The sequence below is a fragment of the Gilliamella sp. X-57 genome (genome assembly GCF_057063565.1).
Genome location: NZ_JBXSQI010000009.1, coordinates 1 through 19,325 on the forward strand (window position 1 = coordinate 1; position 19,325 = coordinate 19,325).

18 protein-coding genes are annotated in these 19,325 nt (G+C 34.1%); 6 read left to right on the plus strand and 12 right to left on the minus strand.

The window, feature by feature from the left end; genetic code table 11:
• Positions 1–634: 634 nt before the first annotated feature.
• From ACYIAL_RS05475 to murA, 6 genes are all read right to left on the minus strand, one after another.
• The gene (locus ACYIAL_RS05475) at positions 635–1,705 is read right to left on the minus strand and encodes an acyltransferase family protein (RefSeq protein WP_483751165.1); all 1,071 of its coding nucleotides are present in this window, start codon (positions 1,703–1,705) and stop codon (positions 635–637) included.
• A gap of 146 nt (positions 1,706–1,851) precedes the next feature.
• Positions 1,852–2,103 (minus strand): GNAT family N-acetyltransferase, encoded by a 252-nt coding sequence (locus ACYIAL_RS05480; protein ID WP_483751166.1) that lies wholly within the window; start codon positions 2,101–2,103, stop codon positions 1,852–1,854.
• A 212-nt stretch (positions 2,104–2,315) separates the two neighbouring features.
• Complete coding sequence (gene pfkA / locus ACYIAL_RS05485; protein ID WP_174797946.1) at positions 2,316–3,278, minus strand: 6-phosphofructokinase; 963 nt, start codon at positions 3,276–3,278, stop codon at positions 2,316–2,318.
• Positions 3,279–3,371: 93 nt separating this feature from the next.
• Positions 3,372–4,268 carry a cation diffusion facilitator family transporter gene (locus ACYIAL_RS05490; RefSeq protein ID WP_483751167.1) on the minus strand — a complete coding sequence of 299 codons (897 nt, stop codon included), beginning with the start codon at positions 4,266–4,268 and terminating at the stop codon, positions 3,372–3,374.
• 11 nt (positions 4,269–4,279) lie between these two features.
• Complete coding sequence (locus tag ACYIAL_RS05495; RefSeq protein WP_483751168.1) at positions 4,280–4,855, minus strand: DJ-1 family glyoxalase III; 576 nt, start codon at positions 4,853–4,855, stop codon at positions 4,280–4,282.
• Positions 4,856–4,909: 54 nt separating this feature from the next.
• A complete protein-coding gene (murA, locus tag ACYIAL_RS05500) occupies positions 4,910–6,163 on the minus strand; it encodes a UDP-N-acetylglucosamine 1-carboxyvinyltransferase (RefSeq protein ID WP_483751169.1) in 1,254 nt (417 codons plus the stop codon).
• Between the two features lie 313 nt (positions 6,164–6,476).
• On the opposite strand from murA, the gene ACYIAL_RS05505 reads away from it, so the two are divergent.
• The 4 genes from ACYIAL_RS05505 to can all read left to right on the plus strand — a co-directional run bounded on the left by ACYIAL_RS05505 (position 6,477) and on the right by can (position 9,702).
• Positions 6,477–6,674, plus strand: coding sequence for a YbdD/YjiX family protein (locus ACYIAL_RS05505; RefSeq protein WP_174797950.1), 198 nt, complete (start codon positions 6,477–6,479; stop codon positions 6,672–6,674).
• 17 nt (positions 6,675–6,691) lie between these two features.
• The gene (locus tag ACYIAL_RS05510; protein WP_174797951.1) at positions 6,692–7,735 is read left to right on the plus strand and encodes a CobW family GTP-binding protein; all 1,044 of its coding nucleotides are present in this window, start codon (positions 6,692–6,694) and stop codon (positions 7,733–7,735) included.
• Positions 7,736–7,891: 156 nt separating this feature from the next.
• The gene (locus tag ACYIAL_RS05515; RefSeq protein WP_483751170.1) at positions 7,892–8,977 is read left to right on the plus strand and encodes an FAD-binding protein; all 1,086 of its coding nucleotides are present in this window, start codon (positions 7,892–7,894) and stop codon (positions 8,975–8,977) included.
• Positions 8,978–9,039: 62 nt separating this feature from the next.
• Positions 9,040–9,702 carry a carbonate dehydratase gene (gene can, locus ACYIAL_RS05520; RefSeq protein WP_065638422.1) on the plus strand — a complete coding sequence of 221 codons (663 nt, stop codon included), beginning with the start codon at positions 9,040–9,042 and terminating at the stop codon, positions 9,700–9,702.
• Between the two features lie 10 nt (positions 9,703–9,712).
• Here the strand turns inward: can and nrdG are convergent, their stop codons facing one another.
• From nrdG to trxA, 5 genes are all read right to left on the minus strand, one after another.
• The gene (gene nrdG, locus ACYIAL_RS05525; RefSeq protein ID WP_160432247.1) at positions 9,713–10,177 is read right to left on the minus strand and encodes an anaerobic ribonucleoside-triphosphate reductase-activating protein; all 465 of its coding nucleotides are present in this window, start codon (positions 10,175–10,177) and stop codon (positions 9,713–9,715) included.
• Between the two features lie 17 nt (positions 10,178–10,194).
• A complete protein-coding gene (gene nrdD / locus ACYIAL_RS05530; protein WP_483751171.1) occupies positions 10,195–12,330 on the minus strand; it encodes an anaerobic ribonucleoside-triphosphate reductase in 2,136 nt (711 codons plus the stop codon).
• A gap of 349 nt (positions 12,331–12,679) precedes the next feature.
• Entirely contained in the window at positions 12,680–14,095 is a 1,416-nt protein-coding gene (gene gndA, locus ACYIAL_RS05535; protein WP_483751172.1) for an NADP-dependent phosphogluconate dehydrogenase, read from the minus strand.
• 174 nt (positions 14,096–14,269) lie between these two features.
• Positions 14,270–15,532, minus strand: coding sequence for a transcription termination factor Rho (rho, locus tag ACYIAL_RS05540; RefSeq protein WP_034910472.1), 1,263 nt, complete (start codon positions 15,530–15,532; stop codon positions 14,270–14,272).
• A gap of 364 nt (positions 15,533–15,896) precedes the next feature.
• Positions 15,897–16,223 carry a thioredoxin TrxA gene (gene trxA / locus ACYIAL_RS05545; protein ID WP_174797956.1) on the minus strand — a complete coding sequence of 109 codons (327 nt, stop codon included), beginning with the start codon at positions 16,221–16,223 and terminating at the stop codon, positions 15,897–15,899.
• Between the two features lie 151 nt (positions 16,224–16,374).
• Between trxA and rhlB the strand changes: the two genes are divergently transcribed.
• Complete coding sequence (gene rhlB, locus ACYIAL_RS05550) at positions 16,375–17,604, plus strand: ATP-dependent RNA helicase RhlB (protein ID WP_483746968.1); 1,230 nt, start codon at positions 16,375–16,377, stop codon at positions 17,602–17,604.
• 131 nt (positions 17,605–17,735) lie between these two features.
• Here the strand turns inward: rhlB and ACYIAL_RS05555 are convergent, their stop codons facing one another.
• Positions 17,736–18,362 (minus strand): TfoX/Sxy family protein, encoded by a 627-nt coding sequence (locus ACYIAL_RS05555; RefSeq protein WP_174797958.1) that lies wholly within the window; start codon positions 18,360–18,362, stop codon positions 17,736–17,738.
• 330 nt (positions 18,363–18,692) lie between these two features.
• Here ACYIAL_RS05555 and ACYIAL_RS05560 point away from each other — a divergent pair, with 330 nt between their 5' ends.
• Positions 18,693–19,319: a hypothetical protein gene (locus ACYIAL_RS05560; RefSeq protein ID WP_483746969.1), complete on the plus strand. Its 627-nt coding sequence runs from the start codon at positions 18,693–18,695 to the stop codon at positions 19,317–19,319.
• Positions 19,320–19,325: the final 6 nt, after the last annotated feature.

The following is a 19,325-nucleotide window of genomic DNA, read 5'->3' on the forward strand; positions in this document are numbered from 1 at the left end:
GATGCTCAATAACTGTCTCTGACATATTCAAATGAATCTTCAGTGTCACTTATCAAGACTTAATTTTTAAGTCCGTAGACTTTTCATTCTTTGTCTCGCAAGTGCCCACACAGATTGTCTGTTTCTTCTTTTTAAAGAGCTGACAGCTTCAATATCTAATCAACTTTTTGTTAATTTAGTTTGCTGTCTCAAGGGCTGCGTATATTACGCTACACTTTTTTATTCGTCAAGATCTTTTTTCAAATTTTCGATCTTATTTTTAACTCACTCACCGCCTGCTTGTCGCTGACTGCGTGTCAGTGGATGCGCATTATAGGGGCTTTAAAAATTCGTGCAAGTATTAATTTTAATTTTTTTTCCGTTTGTTTTTTATTTGTTCAAATATTTTTATTCGTCACATTCTGTATAAACAAAATAAAAATCATTTGTTACTGAAAAAACAATTCATTAAGTTAATTTATATAGGAATATAAAGACCCCTCGTACTTTCAATACAGATTTTGAGTATTAATTTATATTCTGCTAGTAATTTTCAAATAAAAACTATTTATTATTTTTTTGAAGAAAAAATTCAGAGAGTTTTTTAATAAAAATATCTTCAAAAAATGCTAAATTTAAATGTGAGTGACATTATTTAGCGAATTCCACCGATAAGATATTTTGCTTTATTTTTGAAAATCAATTTTATTATGTTAGCTATCATTACACTTAAAATTAAAGTGGATACCAAGAAGGTCACAGCGCCCAACGATGCCAACCAACCATTTTCGGTTTTGATTATATTGCTTAGTGGGGACATATACACTAGATGTTCAAGCTCTAACACAATAATTTCATGGATAAAATAAATTGGAAAACTAATATTTGCCATATAAGAAAAGAATTTATATAGTTTCCCCTCATTTATTTTATGGTTGAGTCCATCTAAAAAATAGAGTGCTAATATAAATAATATGATCTTTTGTAATGTATCGTAATAAAGTTTTTCAACGACTAAATGGCTTGTATAACGATAAGTGAATGGAACAAGAAAACATAAACTAAAAAGGAATATCACCCAGTACAAATTATCTTTTATTGACTTCATGATGGTTTGATAATTTTGTTTTATCATCATACCAATTAGATAGACAGGACCATAATGCAATAAATTTAAAAGCGGTTTAGTAAAATCGGGTTTAGTAAACATCACGACCCAAAACATAGCAATCAAACTTACGACGATTAAATTCTTTTTCGACCAATAAAAAAAGAGTGGCCCCATAAAATATACAATGATAATCATCGGTATAAACCACAAAGGTAGAAGCTGCGTACCAGTTAGCATCATACGAACTATCGTGCTGATAATACTAGTTTCAGTTGATGAGAACCATGGTAAATCGGATAAATACTGATAATGGAAAAATATAAAGCAGAAAATTGATACTGAAATATAAGGACATACTACTGTCTTAATTTTTGATAAATAATATGATTTAGTATTGAATTTATAGGTTAAATGTTGAAATAAAAAACCAGCAATTAATACAAAAAAAGTAGTAAAATTAAACGCAAATAAATTCAAAAAAGAAAATAAATAACTATTAGCGATTAAATGAGTATTTTTAAACACCCCCAAACAGTGACTAAAAACAATCATAATAATTGCAACACCACGTAATACATGAATGGAATGAATTTTTTGTGTTTTTTCTGTTACCATTTTAGATAGTGTAAATAATGAAAGTAATTAGCATACATTACCACATTTTCATGTAACTAGAACCATCATTTACAAAAAAATTTTAGGCAAAACACAACATATATAACAATATAAATCAATTAGTTATTATATTGTGTTTAAACTGGTTATCTAGCCAATTTATTAACAGCAAATGAACAAATAGGAATAATTTCACGTTCCTCTTGCTGTAATCGTTTAACGACAAGGTCTAACAAATGATCAGCAATACCTTGGCCTCGATATGCAGGATCGACATAAGTATGATTAATGGTAGCTTTATCTTTTCCCACTCTTGTAAAGGCCATTTCAGCAACTTCTTTATTATTAGTATCACAAGCATAAAAACGATCATTATCTTCTAAAAAACGTAATGACATAAAATCACCTATATACCATTGTCATTAATCGAGCACTTGATAAATTCAAAGATTATTTTATGATAAGTTTAATCCAATATCAGCTAACTATAGGAAAGCTAACAAATAAACAATAGATGACTGTTTTAGGATTTTATCGTCAATCAGTCACCTATAATCAAGCAGTCAGATCTTTATCAATATTGATTATGCTTTAACGGCATAATTACCATTTAAAATAATCTTTTAGCCGTATTATACAGATCTATATCAAATGGACGTTTCATATTATTGATAGCTTCAATAATATTATGATGTACTAATTTACCATTTTGTACACCAACGCTTCTACCAGCCTGACCTTGTAGCAACAATTCAACAGCATAAGCTCCCATGCGAGAACCTAAAATACGATCATAAGGAACAGGAGAGCCACCACGTTGAACATGACCTAATACCGTTGCACGTGTTTCGTGATGAACCGCCGCTTCAATGTCTGCTGCAAGTTGGTTTACATCACACATATGCTCTGTAACAGTTACAATTGCATGTTTTTTACCTTTTGCAAAGCCCAGTTTAATTTCTTCGATTAGATCTTCTTTAGTATAAGAAACCTCAGGAATAATCATAAATTCACAGCCGCCAGCAACAGAAGCATTTAAGGTTAAATCACCACAGTCCCGCCCCATGATTTCAATAACTGAAATTCGGTTATGCGAAGAACAAGTATCACGTAATCTATCAATTGCTTCAACTGCAGTGCTAAGGGCAGTAAAATAGCCAATGGTATAATCAGTTCCACGAATATCATTATCGATAGTACCAGGTAAACCGATACAAGGAAAACCTTCTTCAGTTAATCGCATTGCTCCCATATATGAACCATCACCACCAATAACCACTAAAGCATCAATTTGATGTTTTTTTAAATTAGCAATGGCTTTTTGTCTTACGTTTTTATCTTTAAACTCTGGAAATCTAGCCGAACCAAGAAATGTACCACCACGAGTAATAATATCTGATACACTTGAACGCTCTAATTGAACAATACGATCTTCACAAAGCCCCATATAACCATCATAAATACCAAAGACATCCAATCCTTCTGCTAATGCAGTTCTTACAACACCACGAATAGCAGCATTCATTCCTGGAGCATCGCCACCACTGGTTAAAATACCTATTTTTTTTATCATATGAAACAACTCCAAATTATTAACTTTTCGTTATTATAGAGTCTTAACAGATATCTAACAATAGACAATAAAAGCTATTTTTGATTAATTTTTCTACTTCTTTATTTCGGTTGGCACAACGGAAATTGGATCTTGGTGAATAATCACTGTTGCTGGAGAGAACTCTTTAGAAATATGTTTTTCAATAGCATCGGCAATAGCATGTGCTCTAATTAAAGGCATATCATCATCTAGCTCAAGGTGCAATTGAATAAATTTTAAAGGACCTGCTTGCCGTGTTTTTAGCTCATGAAAACCTTGTACCTCAGGATATGAAGTAACAATTTCAGCAATTCTTACCTTATCGCTATCAGGCAAAGCACGATCAAGTAGATCCTGAATAGCACGATAAGCAATATGATAAGCGTTATAACAAATGTATAAAGCAATAAGCGATGCAAAGGCAGCATCAGCATAAGTAATGCCGTACCAACTTAAACAAAGTGCAATAATAACAGCAATATTCATCAGCATGTCGGAAGAATAATGTAGCATATCAGCCTGAATAGCATTACTGCTGGTCATTTTTACAACGTGTCTTTGGTATAAGACAAGAACAGCTGTAATTACAGCAGAAACTATCGAAACAGTAATTCCTAATAAAGGAAGCTGCAACTCGCTTGGGTGAATAAAAGAGCGAATACTAGAAAGTAATAAAATTATCGCAGAACCAATAATAAATGCGCTCTGCGATAATGCAGCCAACGATTCTGCCTTACCATGACCAAAAGTATGTTCATCATCTGCCGGTTTTAGCGCATAACGGACCAAAAAAAAATTGAATCCAGAAGCAAGTAAATCGATACTTGAATCCAATAATGACGCAAATAAACTTATTGAACCGGTTACCCAGCAAGTTATCAATTTAATTAAAATTAGAAAAATAGAGATTAGAACGGCGCTCAATGTCGCTCTTTTAACTAATCTTTCGTACAAATGTGAATTTGGCATTTAATACCTATTTATTGATAGGATTCAATCCCTGCTGGAAGAACTAACTGCTCAGCAACCGCGGCTGCTCTTGTTTGTCCTAACAATACCTCGATAATTTTTAAAGCAAAATCAATGGAAGTCGCAGGACCTTGGCTGGTAATAACTTTATTTGGTTCATCAAAATAAACTCTATTAGCTTTCCAGTTTTTAAATGCATCTTTAGTGGTTGGATAACCAGTCATACCGGCATGCGGAAATAAATTATGATGCTGTAAAACCACTGCTGGCGAAGCACAGATTGCAGCAACAATACCGCCATTTTGATGTGTTTGCTTTAATTTCTCGATCAATAACGGACAGTCTCGAAAATTTTCTGCGCCTTTTACACCACCGGGTAAAATAACAACGTCAAAATCAATGTATTGAATATCTAAAATCGTTTTTTTAGCTAAAATTGTTACTCCTCGGGAACATTCAATTTCACGAGTATTCGAGATACTCGCGGTAGTCACTTTAATATCGGCTCTGGTTAATAAATCAATTGTCGTGACTGCTTCTGTTTCTTCACAACCATTTGATAAAAATACCAACGCTTGTTTTGTCATTGTTGTCCCTCTTTTGAATAAGTAACTGACTCATCATATTTAATAAAATGAGATTTATTTTACCCTTTCAATATTCGCACCTAATTTTCTTAGTTTTTCTTCAATATTATCATAACCACGATCAATATGATAAATTCGATCAACCGTCGTTAAACCTTCTGCTATGCAACCGGCTAAAACTAAACTTGCTGATGCTCGTAAATCCGTTGCCATGACTTGTGTTCCACTCAGTTTTTCAACGCCATGCGTAATTAATGTATTGCCTTCAATTTCAGCTCTAGCACCCATACGAATTAACTCAGGCACATGCATAAATCGATTTTCAAAAATCGTTTCTTTAATGATTCCTGTACCCTCAGCAACCATATTCAATAATGAAAATTGCGCTTGCATATCAGTAGGAAACCCTGGATGCGGAGCGGTGTGAATATTGACCGCTTTCGCTCTTTTTCCCTGCATATCTAAACAAATCCAATCATCACCAATTTCAATTTTAGCACCAGCCTCCTTCAATTTAGAAAGCACAGAATCAAGCAAGGTAGGATCAGTTTTACGACAAGTAATTTTACCTTGAGATATAGCAGCCGCAACTAAAAAAGTCCCTGTTTCAATGCGATCAGAAACGATCTCATGCACACCACCACCTAAACATTCGACCCCTTCAATTTCAATACGCATAGTACCAGCACCGGTAATTTTAGCGCCTAGCATATTCAGGAATTTAGCTGTATCAACAATTTCAGGTTCACAAGCTGCATTTTCAATTACAGTTTTACCCTCAGCTAAAGTAGCAGCTGACATAATAGTCACAGTCGCGCCAACACTCACTTTATCCATAACAATATGAGCACCTTTCAGTCGTCCATTTACCGATGCTTTAACATAACCTTCATCAAGTATAATTGTCGCCCCTAATTGTTCAAGACCCGTAATATGAAGATCAACAGGTCTTGCACCGATAGCACAGCCACCAGGTAATGAAACTTGTCCTTGTCCAAAACGAGCAACAAGCGGACCTAAAGCCCAAATTGAAGCGCGCATCGTTTTAACTAGCTCATAAGGTGCACAATAATTATTAAGATGACCTGCATCAAGATGAATAATATCACTTCGTTCACATTTTACGCCTAGCTGGCTTAACAATTCCAACGTTGTGTCGATATCTTTCAATTTGGGAACATTGCGAAGCTCTACTGGTTTTTCAGCTAAAATCGCAGCAAATAAAATGGGTAGCGCAGCATTTTTTGCGCCAGAGATAACCACATCACCATTTAGCGTGGTTGGACCTGTTACGTGAAACTTTTCCATTATTAACTCTTATGCATGATAAATTAGTGAATATTATAGAAGTTATTTACTAATAGATAAATGTATTTCATGAAAAAATTGAAATACACCCTTCTTCTAAATCAACGAAAAGTAAATAAAATTAAGGGCTATCGAAATTTCATCATATTACCTAATTTAATAATAATTAGTATTAATCAATGATTGACTCAGGCTAATTAGCATCTTATATTGGAATACATTAATTTTTAAATATAATTTGAGTTATGAGATATGGTTAACAAGGATTTAATATCTCAGTATAAGACAATAACGTTCAATTAAGAGAAAAGGTATGTTTGATTCACTCGCTAAAGCAGGAAAATATCTAGGCCAAGCAGCTAAATTAATGATTGGCATTCCTGATTATGATAATTATGTTCAGCATATGAAGCTCACTCATCCAGAACAAACACCCATGACTTATGAAGAGTTTTTCAAAGAGCGTCAAGATGCAAAATATAGTGGCAAAGGTGGATTTAAATGTTGCTAAAGACTAAGGGACAATAAATGACAGACCCTATTTCATCTTCATTATTACCTGTTACCTTATTAACTGGTTTTTTGGGCTCCGGTAAAACAACACTTATTAATTATCTGTTAAAGCATAACCATGATGAGAAAGTAATTATTATCGAAAATGAATTTGGTCCAGTAAATATCGATAGCAGTTTATTAAATGTTAGTACCGAAATTCAAATTGTCGAAATGACTAATGGGTGTATTTGTTGTACCGTACAAGGCGAACTTACTGAAGCATTACATAAATTACACACAAAGCGTTTAACAGGCGAATTACAATTTGATCGGCTGATTATCGAAACAACTGGACTTGCCGATCCAGCACCAATCATTCAAACCTTTTTTATTGATGATTTAATTCGAGAAACAATTCAACTTGATGGAATTATTACTCTTGTCGATGCCAATCATATTTTAAAACATCTTAATGAACATCCGGTAACCCTTTCACAAATTGGTTTTGCAGATCGTATTATTTTAACTAAAACTGACTGTATTAGTGATCAACAAAAAGCCGAAGTGATTAATCGAATTCATAAAATCAATCATAAAGCCACTATCTTTGAAGCTATAAAAGGGCAAATACCAAAATCACAATGGCTTGATATACATGCCTTTGATCTCAGTGATGAACTAACAATAAATAAAGGCTTTTTTGTTATCAACCCAACGAAAAAACTTGAAGTAAACTTTCAACCACTACCAATCCAAAAACAAGCAACATTATGGGGTGATAATATTTGTTCTTATCTTTTTGAAGCTGGTGAGCTCGACCTGAAAAAGATTGGCAACTTTATGGAGAGCTTAGTCGAACAATATGGTAACGACATGTTACGCTACAAAGGTGTTTTAGCTATCAAAAATAACAATCAACGATTGATTGTTCAAGGTGTACATAAAATCGTAGGATTTGACTATGGTTCTCCTTGGCAAAATTTAGCAGAAAGAATATCTCGATTAGTAATTATCAGTCGTACGTTGCCATTTGATGAATTAAATAAATCATTTTTAAAAACAATATCAGACCAATAACAAAAATTAATGCATTAAAAAGGCAAATTCACATCCTATTTTTATACTGAAACACATACTTTCCTGAAACTTCTTTACAAATTAACTGGCATAGAGCAACTCACATCTCTAATAGCCACACTTAATTTAATTTGCTACCATAACCGCCTTTTAAACATGATAAGACAAGCAACACAATACATGGATTACGATATCGCAATCATAGGACTTGGACCGGCTGGCAGTACACTAGCTCGTTTACTTAACCCGTCTTTTAAAGTCATTGCATTAGATACAAAACATCAAACAGGAGATGGAGGATTTCATAAACCTTGTGGTGGACTATTAGCAGATGATGCACAAAGGGCCTTTGTTCGGCAAAATTTGAACTTACCAGCTGATATTTTAACGAATCCACAAATTTTTAGTGTCAAAACTTATGACTTACAAACCAAACTTGTTCGGAATTATCAACGAAGTTATGTGAGTTTCGATAGGCATAAATTTGATCTATGGCTAAAATCACTAATACCATCAAACGTCACCGTCCTTCATAATACACTTTGTAAAGAAGTTAGACGTATCATTGATGGGTATCAAATTACCTATCAAGATGAAAATAAAAATGAACACAATATCACCGCACAATATGTGGTCGGTGCTGATGGCGCAAATTCCCTTGTGAGGCGGATGCGATATCCTCAGCATACAATAAGACAATATGTGGCGATACAGCAATGGTTTCCAGAACTGCATCCAAACCCTTTTAATTCGTGTGTATTTGATAATGAATCGACAAATTGCTACGCTTGGAGCATTTCGAAAGATGGCTATTTTATTTTCGGTGGCGCTTTCCCCAAAAAAGTAGCAAATCAAAATTTTGAAAAATTAAAAGAAAAATTAGCAACACAAGGATTCATTTTCGGTAAACCGCTAAAAACAGAAAAGTGTTTAGTCGTTTACCCAAATCGATTGCGTGATTTTTACACTGGCAATGAGAATATCTTTTTAATTGGTGAAGCAGCTGGTTTTATTAGTGCAAGTTCTTTAGAAGGTATTAGCTATGCTTTGGATAGTGCTGAAATTTTAAGTAAAATTTTAAACAGCCACCACCCCAAACCTAATAAATGTTATTATCAACGCACAATTCCACTACGATTAAAACTTTATTGCAAAATTTTCAAAGCCAAAGTATTAACGACCCCTTTATGGCGTAAACTGATAATGAAAAGCAAGATTGAGCATATTGAAAGAATTGAGTAACGTAAAATCAAAAATAAGCATAGTATAAGAATAATAATGAAATATATGAGGAAATATCAATTATGTTTGATGTCGAAGATTTAATTCGTTTTAATCACGAATGGTCAGAAAAAATTGAGCAAGAAGATCCTGAATTTTTTAAACAGCTTGCCGTTGCACAAAATCCGAAATTTTTATGGATTGGCTGTTCAGATAGCCGTGTTTCAGCAGAAAAACTTATCCAGCTAAAACCAGGTGAGCTATTTGTTCATAGAAACGTAGGCAATCTTGTTATTCATACCGATCTCAACTGTTTATCAGTAGTGCAATATGCTGTAGATGTACTTAAAATTGAAGATATCATTGTTTGCGGTCATTTAGGTTGTGGTGGAATTCGTGATGCGGTTGAAAATCCTGATTTAGGGTTAATTAATAACTGGCTACTGCATATTCGTGATCTGTGGTTTCGAAACAGTTCACTGCTGGGCCAATTTCCACCCGATATCCGCTTAGATGTGTTATGTGAACTCAATGTAATTGAACAAGTTTACAATCTTGGGCACTCCACAATAATCCAATCAGCATGGCAACGAGGTCAAAAAGTGAATTTACATGGTTGGGTTTACGGTATTGATAACGGTAAGATAACCGATTTACATATCACATCATCCAGCAGTGAAAATCTTGAAATTAATTATCGTGAGGCCATTTCTTATCTTTTAAATTTACATAAGTCACAAAAATAACCCAGTTTTTTTATTTAAAACGATAAATAACTTGATTGCTGCTTCCTCGCCACAATAAGCGAGGATCAGCAAGTTCTTGTATAAATTTTCCATCAATTAGCACATCAATGTAAGGAATAACGGCTTGTTGTTCGATGGTTAACTCATCAAGTTTATAGCCAGTCCAAAGCCAGATATCTTTACTATCACACTCGGATTTAACGCGTTGAACCAGTCTTAATATCGTTGACACATTTTGTGGATGCAAAGGATCACCGCCAGAAAGCGATAATCCTTGGCGTTTTATCTCGGTATCTTGTAAATCTTTGATAATTTGATCTTCAAGCGATTGCGTAAATAGCAAACCAGAATTTACTCCCCATGTACTTTTGTTATAACAACCAGGGCACTGATGTACACAACCAGCAACAAAAAGCACGCAGCGAGTTCCTTCACCATTAACAACATCGACAGGATAATAACGATGATAATTCATAAGTATCGCATTTATTATTAACCAATTTGACCATTATTCAAATGTTTAACCCGACGTTTGACCTCTTCTTGTTTACCAGCATTAAATGGACGAGCATCAGGACTACCTAAATATCCGCAAACACGGCGAATCACAGACACTTTTGTAGAGTCATGATTACCACAACTTGGGCAAACAAAGCCTTTACTTGTACACGAAAACTCACCGGTATAACCACATTCATAACATTCATCAATGGGCGTGTTAGTTCCATAATAAGGCACTCGAGTATAGCTGTAATCCCATACATCCTCTAATGCTTTGATATTATTAATCATATTTGGATATTCACCATAGCAAATAAATCCACCATTTGCGATAGAAGGATACATTTTTTCAAATTCGATTTTTTCGTATGGATTAACCTTTTTCTCAACATCAAGATGAAAGCTGTTTGTATAATAGCCTTTATCAGTAACACCAGCAATTACACCAAATTCGGCTGTATCAAGTCGGCAGAATCGATCACATAAGTTTTCGCTTGGTGTACTATATAAGCTAAAGCCATAACCAGTTTCATCCTTCCATTGATCTACCGCTTTACGTAAACGCTCAACAATTTCTACCCCCTTTTCACGTAATTTATCACTATCAAATGGGTGAATTTGATTTTCGTAAAGTGCATTTAAGGTTTCATGAAGACCAATATAACCTAAAGAAATTGAAGCGCGACCATTTTTGAAAATCTCAGAAACACTATCGTCTTCGTTAAGTCTCACACCACAAGCACCTTCCATATATAAAATAGGAGCTACCCGAGCTTTTACGCTATCAAGTCGAACAATACGCGTCATTAACGCTTTTTTACATAGCGCTAAACGTTTATCTAAAATTTCCCAAAAACGCGTTTCATCACCTTTAGCTTCAATGGCTATACGCGGCAAGTTTAGACTAATTACACCTAAATTATTACGACCATCATGAATTAATTGACCATCTTCTTCATATACACCTAAAAAGCTTCGGCAGCCCATTGGCGTTTTAAATGAGCCAGTAACTTCGACAACTTTATCGTAGTTTAGAATATCTGGGTACATACGTTTACTTGCGCACTCTAAGGCAAGTTGTTTAATATCATAATTAGTATCACCTGGTTTATGATTAATACCATCTTTAATTGCAAAAACCAATTTCGGGAAAACAGCCGTTTTATGATTTTTACCAAGTCCTTTAATGCGAACTTTTAAAATAGATTCTTGAATTAAGCGTGATTCCCAACTTGTTCCTAAACCAAAACCAAAAGTAACAAACGGCGTTTGACCATTAGCAGTATGTAAAGTGTTCACCTCATATTCTAGAGATTGAAACGCATCGTAACACTCTTTTTGAGTTCGGCTTTTAGCATAATCTTCTGGAGTTGGGATATTCCACTCTTCTGCCACTTGTTTGTGTTTGTTATAACTGATGGTAACAAATTTCGCTAAAACTTCATCGATGCGATTAATAGTCGTCCCGCCATAAATATGGCTAGCGACTTGTGCAATAATTTGCGCAGTTACTGCTGTCGCTGTCGCAATTGATTTTGGTGGCTCAATTTCAGCATTACCCATTTTAAATCCATTAGTTAACATACCATCTAAATCAATTAACATACAGTTAAACATCGGGAAAAATGGCGCATAATCTAAATCATGATAATGAATTTCACCACAATCGTGAGCGCGTGCAATGTCTTTTGGTAATAAATATTGTTTAGCATAATGCTTTGCCACAATACCAGCGAGCAAATCACGTTGAGTTGGAATCACCTTGCTATCTTTGTTAGCATTTTCATTTAAAATAGCAACGTTACTTTGCTCAATTAGCCCACGAATATCTTGATTTAGCCGGCTACGTTCTTCACGAGCGCGATCACGATCATGACGATACTCAATATAAGTTCTTGCTAATTTTTTATACGGACCTGACATCAACTGATTTTCAACCGCATTTTGAATTTCGTTAATATCGACACTTTCTCGCTCAGTCATTTGATTGGTAACAATACGAGCAACCGTTGCACAATAATCTGGATCATGAACATTGGCCGCCACTGCAGCTTTAACAATGGCATCTTTGATTCGAGTCTCATTAAATGCAGTTTGGCAACCATCACGTTTAATTACTACAGGCATACATCTCCTCAATATTCATTAATAATTAGCAATTGGCATAGGTTTTATATCACTAAAAATATTCATGTAATTATTACTCTTTTATGATATAAAACAGAGTTTTCACATCGCTTAGATTATACTATATATAGTGTTTATTTTTAAATTATACACCATATATAGTGTTTTTCTAGGTTTTTTAATAAATAAAATAACTTGACAAGTTTAAAGTCAATAATGACAAGCATTTATGAAATACTAAGATAGAAGACGGGAAAAAAGAAATAAATCCACTAGAAAAACAAATAAACAAAAGTGCAAAGCTTACTTGCACTTTTGTATACCAAAATGAGATTATTAATCAAACAAATTATGATTCAATATTTAGCCAATCCGTATGGAACACACCTTCTTTATCAATACGTTGATAGGTATGAGCACCAAAATAATCTCGTTGTGCTTGAATCAAATTAGCGGGTAATACCGCCGAACGATAGCTATCATAATAAGCAATAGCCGCCGAAAGTGTTGGAACAGCAATACCTTGTTGTACGGCTAAAGACACCACATCACGCAATGATTGTTGATAAGCTTCGACCGTTTGGTTAAAATATGGTGCTAATAACAGATTATCAATCTCATTATTATCAGCATAAGCATCGGTAATTTTTTGTAGGAATTGTGCACGAATAATACACCCTGCTCTAAAAATTTTAGCAATTTCACCATAATTTAAATCCCATTGATATTTATGGGAGGCGGCTTTTAATTGTGCAAAACCTTGCGCATAAGAGATAATTTTACCCATATAGAGAGCTTTACGAACTTTCTCTATCAGTTCTTTCTTATCGCCACTATAAGGCTCTTTTTGCGGACCTTTTAACACTTTTGCTGCCGCAACTCGTTGATCTTTAATTGCAGATAGGTAACGAGCAAATACAGACTCAGTGATTAATGATAAAGGCTCACCCAAATCTAAAGCGCTTTGGCTAGTCCATTTACCTGTTCCTTTATTGCCTGCAGCATCTAAAATCACATCAACTAAATAATTACCTTCTTCGTCTTTATGTTTGAAGATATCAGCGGTGATTTCAATCAAATAACTATCTAATTCACCTTTATTCCAATCAGTGAAAACGTCAGCAAGTTCATCATTAGTTAAACCAGCGGCATGTTTTAACACCGAATAACTTTCCGCTATTAGTTGCATATCGCCATACTCAATACCATTATGAGCCATTTTCACATAATGGCCTGCCCCATTTGGACCGATATAAGTCACACAAGGTTCGTTATTAGCCTTAGCTGCAATTTGCTCTAATATAGGTGCAACTAATTTATAAGCCTCTTTTTGTCCACCTGGCATAATTGATGGGCCCTTGAGTGCACCCTCTTCACCACCAGAAACACCCGCACCAATAAAGTTAAATCCTTCATCTGATAACGTTTTATTACGGCGAATTGTATCTTCGAAATAAGCATTACCGCCATCGATAATGATATCGCCTTTATCTAAAAGTGGGCGTAGTTCATCAATTACAGCATCTGTACCTTTACCTGCTTGAACCATGATTAGGATGCGACGTGGTTTTTCTAAAGAATTAACGAAATCTTCAATGGTAAAATAAGGAACCAATTGCTTATCAGAATGTTCAGCCATGACTTGCTCTGTTTTATCTTTAGAACGATTATAAATAGCAACAGAAAATCCACGACTTTCAATATTGAGCGCAAGATTTCGCCCCATAACTGCCATTCCAATAACACCGATTTGTTGTTTTGACATGAGTTGGCTCCTTTATTAAACCTTTATAACCTTAACCATAAGGCTTTTTAACAACATCTAAAACTTAATTAAGTTTTATAAATTACGCTATATTTTGCCATAAAAAAAGCCGTATCAGAATATAATACGGCTCTTTTTCATTACTTTAATGATATTTACTAACAACTGAGCAAATCATGAACGCTTCATCATTTCGAAAAACTCATCGTTGGTCTTAGTCATGGCAAGTTTATCAATCAAAAATTCCATCGCATCAGTCTCGCCCATTGGGTTAAGAATTTTGCGTAAGATCCACATTTTTTGTAGTTCATCTGGTGAAGTCATTAAATCTTCTTTACGAGTACCAGAGCGATTAAAGTCGATCGCTGGGAACACACGACGTTCAGCAATTTTACGAGATAAATGAACTTCCATATTCCCCGTACCTTTGAACTCTTCGTAAATAACTTCATCCATTTTAGAGCCAGTATCAATCAGTGCGGTTGCAATAATTGTTAAACTACCACCTTCTTCGACATTACGAGCCGCACCAAAAAAGCGTTTTGGACGATGTAACGCATTAGCATCGACACCACCAGTTAATACTTTACCAGATGATGGAACAACTGTATTGTATGCACGAGCCAAACGGGTGATTGAGTCTAATAAAATAATCACGTCTTTTTTATGTTCAACCAAACGTTTTGCACGTTCAATTACCATTTCAGCGACTTGAACGTGTCTTGCTGCTGGCTCATCGAAAGTCGAAGCAACAACTTCGCCTTTAACTAGGCGTTGCATTTCGGTCACTTCTTCTGGGCGCTCATCAATCATCAATACCACTAATTCACACTCAGGATGATTGACTGCTAGACTTTGAGCAATATTTTGTAAAAGCATTGTTTTACCTGCTTTTGGTGGTGCAACAATCAAACCACGTTGTCCTTTACCTATTGGTGATGCCAAATCAAGTACTCTTGCTGTGATATCTTCAGTTGAACCATTACCTCGTTCCATTCTTAAACGAGAATTGGGATGAAGTGGAGTTAAGTTTTCGAAAAGAATTTTGTTGCGGGCGTCTTCTGGCTTATCGTGATTGACTTCGTTGACTTTTAACAAAGCAAAATATCGTTCACCTTCTTTTGGCGGACGGATTTTACCCGCAATAGTATCACCAGTCCTTAAATTAAATCGTCGAATCTGACTTGGCGACACGTAAATATCATCTGGTCCAGCTAAATAAGAACTATCGGCTGAACGCAAAAAGCCAAATCCATCTTGCAAAATTTCCAGTACACCATCACCAAAAATATCTTCACCACTTTTAGCATGTTGCTTTAAGATTGCAAAAATAATGTCTTGTTTTCTAAGGCGGGCTAGATTTTCAAGCCCCATTTTTTTTTCACCAAGCGCTACAAGCTCAGAGACAGAAGTGTTTTTTAATTCAGTTAAATTCATAATTTTAAAAATTCTTGAGGATAAAATTGATATGTTTGCAATTAATATTATTTTTGTCTATTTGTTTCATTTACTTATAAAAAAATTCTCTCTCTTACAACACATAAATTCAATCGATTAATAAGCTTTTGATGATAATTGAAGATCTGGATATAGAATTTCACCACTTTACCAATAAAACAATGAATTTGTAGAAAGGAATATTTGTAAGAGGCTAGCAATTTACACTAAAAATACTAATATGTCTATATTTAATTGAATTAGTTGTTCTAAGTTGCTAAACCTAGTAAAAAGATAGAATCCAAAAGAGTAATATATAACTCATTACTCTTTTAACAACTCGTATCCAAATATAGGATATCTATTATAATTGCGGATCGATAAAATCTTTAAGCTGAGCTTTAGATAAAGCCCCTACTTGAGTGGCAACTACTTGTCCATTTTTAAAAATCAATAAGGTAGGAATCCCTCGAATACCAAACTTAGGTGCTACATTTGGGTTTTCTTCAACATTTAATTTAGCAATAACGATTTTATCAGCATATTCTTGAGCTATTTCTTCCAAAATCGGAGCAATCATTTTACAAGGTCCACACCAAGATGCCCAAAAATCAACAAGTACTGGTTTTGCTGATTCATTAATTGTTTTATCGAAAGTAGCTTCCGATAACTGAACGATATTATTACTCATTTTTATCTCCAACATATTTTACTTAATGCAATAATAGATGAGTTTAAATTACTCGACTAGTAATTAGTATAATAGGATATAATTATTAGTGATGCCACTGTATTTAGTATGTTATAATCTCAAAATTCTGATAATTATATCCGCAACCATAATGATTCAATCATATCTTACCAAAACAACTTTTAGTCAATTCCCCCTTCATCCTTTAGTGTTAAAAGCGCTTGAGAAAAAAGGGTTTGTTTATTGTACCCCTATTCAAGAAAAAACATTACCATTAACTGCTAAAGGAACTGATATTGCTGGACAAGGACAAACTGGAACTGGCAAAACAATGGCATTTTTGGCATCAACATTTAATCACTTGTTGAACCATGAACCTTTGCCCGATCACAAAACCAATCAACCAAGAGCTATTATTATTGCACCAACACGCGAATTAGTTGTGCAAATTTATCATGATGCTGAAGTTTTATCTGAAGAAACGGGCTTAAAATTAGGGTTAGCTTTCGGCGGCGATGGCTACGATAAGCAATTAAAAACACTCTCTACTGGTGTCGATATCTTAATTGCAACAACAGGGCGATTGATTGATTATGCGAAGCAAAATTACATTAATTTAGACGCAATTCAAGTTGTCGTGTTAGACGAAGCTGATCGCATGTTCGATTTAGGATTTATCCGCGATATACGTTGGGTTTTCAAACATATGACCCCACCACAAAAAAGGTTAACTATGTTGTTTTCTGCAACATTAACACATAATGTGCGTGAATTAGCCTTTGAACATATGAACAATCCACAATATGTCGAAATTGAACCGGAACAAAAAATTGGTCATCGCATCAAAGAAGAGCTATTTTTCCCATCTAATGAAGATAAATTAGCACTTTTACAAACCCTGATTGAGGAAGAGTGGCCAGATCGTTGCATTGTGTTTGCTAATACCAAAGTAACTTGCGAAAAGATTTGGCGACATCTTATTGCAGATGGTCATCGCGTTGGATTATTAACTGGCGATATTGCTCAGAAGAAGCGCTTATCAATTTTAGAGCAATTTACACAAGGTCACCTTGATATTTTAGTCGCCACCGATGTCGCTGCTCGAGGATTACACATTCCTAATGTTACCCATGTATTCAATTATGATTTACCTGATGATTGTGATGATTATCGACATCGAATTGGACGAACAGGGCGTGCAGGAGCCGAAGGTTACTCGATTTCGTTAGCCTGTGAACGTTATTCGCAAAATTTGCCTGCTATTGAAAAAGCAATTGATCATGCTATTCCCGTGAGCCAATATGACCCTTCAGCATTATTAATTGACTTACCAACACCAAAACCTTTTAGGCGCCCACCTCGTAGAAAATCTTCAAACTAGATATAGTAGGTAGGGAATTAATATCATCATAAAAAGTTAGCTAATAATGCAATGATACTTTGCTATAAATTATTTTTAGGTAGCTTTTTGTGATATTACTAATCTATTGTAATTAACATGGCTTGCCAAAATTATTCTTCATGTAAATTTTTATTCATCCGCTCTAAAAAACATTGGTATTCAAGCTCAATTTCATTTTTAGTTTCCTTTGATAAAGTAGCAACATGAAATCGATTCAATGAACTATATAAAACAAATAATATATTCATTGAAATGGCTTCCTTTTTCTTTTTTATCTTATAATATGCACTTAAATACCCTACTTGTTGAAATGTTTCGACATCTTTGATGCCAACACTGCACAATAACCTTTCTAATGACAAGGTCATATTGGGTAGTTCTTTTATCCGATTTGCTTTAATTTCATTTTTTTCGTGTAGCTCCTTTTTAGTATATGTGATCACCATATTTACCATAGTAACTAATTTTTCTTGAGCCTTAAAAAGTTCCTCATCAACTTTATAGTAATCAAGTAATTTCGTTGACATCCCCATTGTTATACTCAACGGCTGCATACCTAAATCAATAAAAAATGAGCGATAATCAGGATGCCCTCTTAAATAAAAATCTTTTTGGGTAATCCAGCCAAACATTGTATCTTTACTATTAACGCTAAATCCACCAAAAAATGTTTTGATTGAAATATCTTCAATGTCAGAAAGTACTGTTAAAATTCGATTTGCAAATATTGAGCACATAATTAATTTCCATCTGAATTTTATTAAGTAACCGAAATAACTTACTGGTTAATCTAAATTATAGCTATGCTATATTCAAACTATTTCTAAATAAATTCATAATTATGGGATCTGCATTCCATATATAAAGATTAAATATATTATTGCTTGATAAATTATATTTTTGTGAAATTGGAACAATTTTTGTAAAAAAATAGCATTAAGAAAAAATAAATCTTAATAATTCTTAACAAAAGAAAAATAGCTTTAACATTGTTATTCTGTCGTAATAATTATACAATCAAAACCTGTTAACTTAATGGTACTTAATTTTTGTCGAATTGAATCAACATGATAAAAAACATTTTTGCTTTATTTTTTATGTTTTACTCTTTTGTCGCATCTGCCGATAAATTACCCTTAATTGATTCGTTAATACTTTGTACCCCTGAATTTTTTAAACAAGTTTATACCCATAAAGATGAATTAGAAAAATATACTGACATCAAAAATTTTAACCAAAACCAAGCTTACATTCCTGTAGAAAATCGTTCAGATATCGCCAAAAACCATGTTAATTTCAAAACCCCCATGACTTATAAAAACCTAAAAATTACAGGCTATTATGATAGTGCTATGGATCTTGGTAAAATGGGAAAATATTATTTTTGGGGATTTATCATCGATAATGATATTAATCAAATCAAAGAAGCATTGGGGTTTATAGATTGGAAAAATATGGAGGATAACCTACTTTATATCGGAAATCCAAAGGTACGAAGTATTGATGATGACATCCAAACCTGGCATAAAAATACCGGTACTGTTGTTGGAGTAAAAACCATTCCAGCACCGAATACTACTGAAAAACTACTATTACTTGAAAAAAGTCCAAATATGAATCTTCTTATTTGTTCTATTCAAGGTATTGTAACCCCTGAACTACTCAAGCAAGAACGACCAGACATTCTTCAATAATTAAAA